Here is a 1,845-nt window from a genome sequence, read left to right as displayed (position 1 = left end):
AGGGTGAAAGGATTAATTAAAAACAATTGATGCAGCTGATGGGCTTATGGAGAAACTTTATCCTGAGGGAGAATGAAAGCCCATGTGCTGCCACCGACAGTGAACGCTACACGGCATTTGTTACCTTTGAAAATAATCGATTGTAAAAAATGCTGTGTAGTGGTGGACTTTTGTATTCCAATTTAATAATGGGGTGGGAGCGTGGGTGGATTTGGTACTGATTTGTTGCGTTGGTTGAGCGATGTCTCAAATCAGAGGCCAAAGCCAGAAGCGAGGGCTGGGTGGGCTTGTACTCAGCTTCTGTGGTTTTGGTTCTCGTACGGTACGCCGCCCGCTCCTCTCGAACTGTTCTCGACTACCGCTCGAACTGACAAGGGAAAAACCACAGATGCTGTGACCGATAGTGAACGCCATGCTCTTGTCTTTCTAGAGTTTTATTTAAGATAAAGTATGTTTGACAAGTGCATGGTGGTGTTCTTAAAACCGATTTGGCTTAGGGATAGTAGCGGTTAGCCCACAGCTGGAGAAGCCGCGAGGACTATGAGCGGATAGCCCGACCCCATTAAAAGTGTTTAGGGTATTGCCGCTGCAATTTCTTCATTAGCACTTTTAATGGGGGAAGCTCCTTATTGAGTTATTGGTGAATTGGGTACTGGTTGACAGGTTATTGGTATACCGGTTAGTAGTTACTGGGAGTTTTCATACCTAACTTTTTAGTTGTCGAAATGGGGAGTTCGGCATATTGATAGAATTTACATACATTTGTGTATTATAAATACTAAAGAATATGATTGCTGAGAGGTTCAAAGCCATAATGGATCATTATGGGCTATCGGCTGCTGAGATGGCTAGAGCGGTAGGAGAAAGCAGGCCAGAAAAGGTACTGAATATTATCCACGGGAAGAATAAGCCGACCTACTCAACTTTAGAACTATTCATCAAAGCTTATCCAGATATTAATGCAAATTATCTCTTTGGTACCGAAGATAATATGCTTAGAAGCTTGAAACATGATAAGGCTGGTATTAGAGAAGCCATTGGGATTTTGGAAGGGTATTTAGGCCCCCCTAGCCCCCCGGTGGGGGGAAAATGAAAAGATAAATAAACTTTACATATTTATGGTTTTACATGATTGTGTTTTTATGTAAATATGTATTTATGTAAGATTCAAATAGTCGTTTATCGGATTTAAAATATTAAAGCACATGCAAAATATAGAAGCACAATGGAGGAGAAACTTTGCTAAATCGGAACTTGTGATAGGAGGGAGGTTTCAACCGTTAAGGGCTAAGGCACTGCTTTATGGAGATAAGAATGAAAGCCATAGCGTATTTCAAAAGGGTTATAAAAAGTTTTATGAATCACATCAGTTTCCAAAAACAGATAATTCCGTCTGGTATTTAATTCAATTTTTAGGGAAAATTGGTATTCAAATCAAGTTTGATTATTTGAATAAATTTATTCTGCAGGAACCCGAAAACTATTTAGAGATTAAAAAACGAATTTTCTTCCTGTTAAAATCATTCTCTGATGCGGATGAACAATTAGACGTAAATGATCCCTTTACTAATAATAGAGGGGATATTTACTACTTTCTAAAAATAGCTACCCCTAAGTTCAATCAAGAGACTATCTTTCAAAAAGTAAGATACCGATTAAACAAAATGTTTAGGTTGACCTAAGAAACTAGTCAAAAGCGACACCCACCTAACCTAAAAAAAATGTTTCTCGGTTTAAGATATTCAACCGGAAACCTATACAAACTAAGCTGCAGTATAATGACGATTTTTGAGGCGATAAATGAAAAGCATAATAAGGTTATGCTGGCCATGAACATCATTAACC

The 1,845-nt window shown here is 38.6% G+C and carries 2 protein-coding genes; both read left to right on the top strand.

The window, feature by feature from the left end:
- Positions 1 to 787 precede the first annotated feature (787 nt).
- The gene (locus EGI31_RS15095; protein ID WP_255037994.1) at positions 788 to 1,093 is read left to right on the top strand and encodes a helix-turn-helix domain-containing protein; all 306 of its coding nucleotides are present in this window, start codon (positions 788 to 790) and stop codon (positions 1,091 to 1,093) included.
- A gap of 112 nt (positions 1,094 to 1,205) precedes the next feature.
- Complete coding sequence (locus EGI31_RS15090) at positions 1,206 to 1,682, top strand: hypothetical protein (protein WP_255037995.1); 477 nt, start codon at positions 1,206 to 1,208, stop codon at positions 1,680 to 1,682.
- Positions 1,683 to 1,845 lie beyond the last annotated feature (163 nt).

This window comes from Lacihabitans soyangensis (genome assembly GCF_024343775.1).
Lineage (GTDB): Bacteria > Bacteroidota > Bacteroidia > Cytophagales > Spirosomataceae > Leadbetterella > Leadbetterella soyangensis.
The sequence above is the reverse complement of the archived record's forward strand: the minus strand, read 5'-3'. Positions and strand labels throughout refer to the sequence as shown.

Coding starts and splice junctions, on each gene's coding strand:
- EGI31_RS15095 (WP_255037994.1), top strand. CDS start 788: ATGATTGCTGAGAGGTTCAAAGCCATAATGGATCATTATGGGCTATCG.
- EGI31_RS15090 (WP_255037995.1), top strand. CDS start 1,206: ATGCAAAATATAGAAGCACAATGGAGGAGAAACTTTGCTAAATCGGAA.